This is a genomic window from Mizugakiibacter sp. (assembly GCF_039680435.1).
In the GTDB taxonomy this organism is placed as follows: domain Bacteria; phylum Pseudomonadota; class Gammaproteobacteria; order Xanthomonadales; family Rhodanobacteraceae; genus Mizugakiibacter.
Map to the genome: position 1 here is coordinate 1 of NZ_JBDKSX010000049.1, position 2,664 is coordinate 2,664.

Annotated in this window: 3 protein-coding genes; all 3 read right to left on the reverse strand. The window is 76.3% G+C overall.

Annotated features, from left to right (window positions below; genetic code table 11):
* Positions 1–71: 71 nt before the first annotated feature.
* A complete protein-coding gene (locus ABFC67_RS05725) occupies positions 72–1,853 on the reverse strand; it encodes an EAL domain-containing protein (protein WP_346737085.1) in 1,782 nt (593 codons plus the stop codon).
* Positions 1,850–2,119, reverse strand: coding sequence for an EscU/YscU/HrcU family type III secretion system export apparatus switch protein (locus ABFC67_RS05730; RefSeq protein WP_346737086.1), 270 nt, complete (start codon positions 2,117–2,119; stop codon positions 1,850–1,852). The genes ABFC67_RS05725 and ABFC67_RS05730 overlap by 4 nt, the downstream gene beginning before the upstream one ends.
* The coding region (locus ABFC67_RS05735; RefSeq protein WP_346737087.1) for a flagellar hook-length control protein FliK at positions 2,116–2,664 on the reverse strand (549 nt) is incomplete at its 5' end. The genes ABFC67_RS05735 and ABFC67_RS05730, both read right to left, overlap by 4 nt.

Here is a 2,664-nt window from a genome sequence, read left to right on the forward strand (position 1 = left end):
GCTTCCGCCGCCGTGCGGCCGTCCCCGCGTCGCGGTCGCCTGCACGCAGGCGACGCCACGCAGGCGACCCCCTAAGCGCGCGTCAGGCGCAACCGCCGCGGCAGCAGCGCGCTGGACGGGCGGCCGACGTAGAAGCCCTGCGCGTAGTCGACGCCGTAGTCGCCGAGCAGCTCCAGCGTGCGCTGGTCGCCGACGAACTCGGCCACGGTCTGCTTGCCCAGCGCGCGCGCGATGTCGACCATCGAGCGCACCAGCACCTGGTCCATCGGATCCTCGGCCAGGTTGCGGATGAAGGTGCCGTCGATCTTCAGCACGTCGACGCGCAGCTCCTTCAGATAGCTGTAGCTGGCGAAGCCGGCGCCGAAGTCGTCCAGCGCGAAGCGGCAGCCGAGCTGGCGCAGCTGCGACACCATCTCGCGGGTCGCCTCGACGTTGGCGATCGCCGCGGTCTCGGTGATCTCGAAGGTGATGCGCTCGGCGCGCACGCCGGTTTCGTTTAGCTTGCGGCAGATGAACGGCAGCAGGCGGTCGTCCTGGAACGCGCGCCCGGACAGGTTGATGTTCAGCGCGAGCTGCGCGCGCACCGTCGACACGCGCTGCAGGAAGTCGATCGCCGCGCCGACCACCCAGCGGTCGATGTCGTGGATCAGGCCGGTGCGCTCGGCCACGGCGATGAACTCGCCGGGCAGCAGCAGCTCGCCGTCCTCGCCGACCAGGCGCACCAGCGCCTCGTAGTGGTCGACGGCGAGGTCGGCGATGCGCACCACCGGCTGGAACACCAGCTGGAAGCCGTTGCTGGCCAGCGCCTGGCGCAGGCGCGCGCTGCAGTGCGCGTTGGCGCGCTGGTCGGCCAGCTCGCGGTCGTCGGCGCGGTAGCTGTGCACCATGTTGCCGCCGCGCATGCGCGCCACGTAGGCGGCGCGCTGCGCGCGGCTGAGGCTGGCCTCGGCGCCGGCCTCGGCATCGACCGCCGCGATGCCGATGCTGGCGCTGGCGTGCCAGGCCTCGCCCTCGGCGTCGGTGGTCAGTTGCGCGATCGCGGCGCGCACGCGCTCGGCGCGCTCGGCGGCCGCCTCCGGCGTGCAGCCGTGCAGCAGCATCGCGAACTCGTCGCCTTCGAGCTGCGCGGCCAGGCCGTCGGCGCCGACCTGCGTGCGCAGCAGCGCGGCGACCTCGCGCAGCAGGCGGTCGGCGTCGTGCTGGCCGAGCTGGCAGCGCAGGTGGCGGAAGCGGTCCAGGTTCAGCACCAGCAAGCCGATCGGGCCGGCGCCGGCGCGCACCGCCAGCAGCGCGGCGTCCAGCGCCTGGCGGAAGCGCTGCCGCGAGTACAGGCCGGTGGCGGCGTCGCGACCCTCGCGGCGCAGCAGCAGGCCGCGCAGCCGCGAGCGCTCGTGCGCGGCCTGGCGCAGCTCGATCTCGCGCATCCGCAGCAACCGGCGCTCGCGCTGCAGGCGCGCGGCGACCGATATGCGCATCGCCAGCTCGATCTCGCGCAGCGGCCGCGGCAGCACGTCGGCGACGCCTTCCGGCAGCAGCGGGTGCGGGCCGCGCGGCGCGGCCGCCGGCAGCATCAGCAGCACCGGCGGCGCTTCGGGGCGGTCGGCCAGGCGCTCGCAGAATTCGGCGGCGTCCATGTCGGCAAGCACGGTGTCGAGCAGGATCACGTCGGTGTCGGCGTCGAGCTGCGCCAGCGCGTCGGCGCCGCGCGCGGCGCGGCGCACCTGGCTGAAGCCGCTGCGGCGCAGCAGCGCCAGCAGCGGGTCGCCGTCGCCGGCCGGCGGCGCGACGGCGAGCACGCGCGCGTCGGCGAGCACGTCCCAGGCGCAGCCGGAGGGCGACGGGCGCGGGGTCATGCGTCGCGCTCCGCGGCGGCGGCGTAGATCAGCGCCAGCACGGCGGCGACCGCGGCGTACAGCGCGGGCGGGATCTCGGCGTCCAGCTCGACTCGCGCCAGCAGCGCGGCCAGCGCGGGGTCGCGGTGGCGCGGCACGCCGTGGCGCTCGGCGAGGTCGAGCATCGCCTCGACCAGCGCACCGTCCGCCTTGGCGGTGACGCGCGGCGCGCCCTGGCCGGTGTAGCGCAGCGCAACCGCGCGCGCGGCGGCGGGATCGCGGTTCATGCCGTGGCGTCCAGCAGGCCGCTGCGCGCGACCTCGACCGGCGCGGGCCGGCCGTGGTGGCAGACCAGGCGCTCGGCGACCAGGCCTTCCGCGCCCAGCCGCGCGGCCAGCGCGGGCAGGCCGGCGTCGAGACGCTGTGCCGTGGCGGCGTGCTCGGCCCACAGCGTCACGCCGACGCGCCGCGCCTGCACGCGCACCTCGCCGTGCACCGCGCCCAGCGCGGGCAGGTCGACCGCGAAGGCGACGTTCCACGCCGGCGCCGCGTTCGGCGCCGCCGCCTCGCGCGCGTCGCGGTCGCGGCGGATGCGCAACTGCAGCACGTCGGTGCCGCGCTCGCCGCGCACCGGCAGCTCGATCATCCAGGCCGGCGCCTGCGCGTCGGGATGCGCCTCGAGCTGCGCGATTTCCACCCGCGCCAGCGCGCCGCGCGCGTGCGTGCTCATGCGCCCGAGCACGGCCTCGACCGGCGCGCGCTCGTCGCCGGCGGCAGGGTCGATGCGGGCCTGCGCGTTGAGCGGGCGCTGATGCAGCGGCGGCGGCGCGTC

Excerpts from the sequence above, each read along its gene's own strand:
- ABFC67_RS05730 (WP_346737086.1), bottom strand. The coding sequence starts at position 2,119 with ATGAACCGCGATCCCGCCGCCGCGCGCGCGGTTGCGCTGCGCTACACC.
- ABFC67_RS05725 (WP_346737085.1), bottom strand. The coding sequence starts at position 1,853 with ATGACCCCGCGCCCGTCGCCCTCCGGCTGCGCCTGGGACGTGCTCGCC.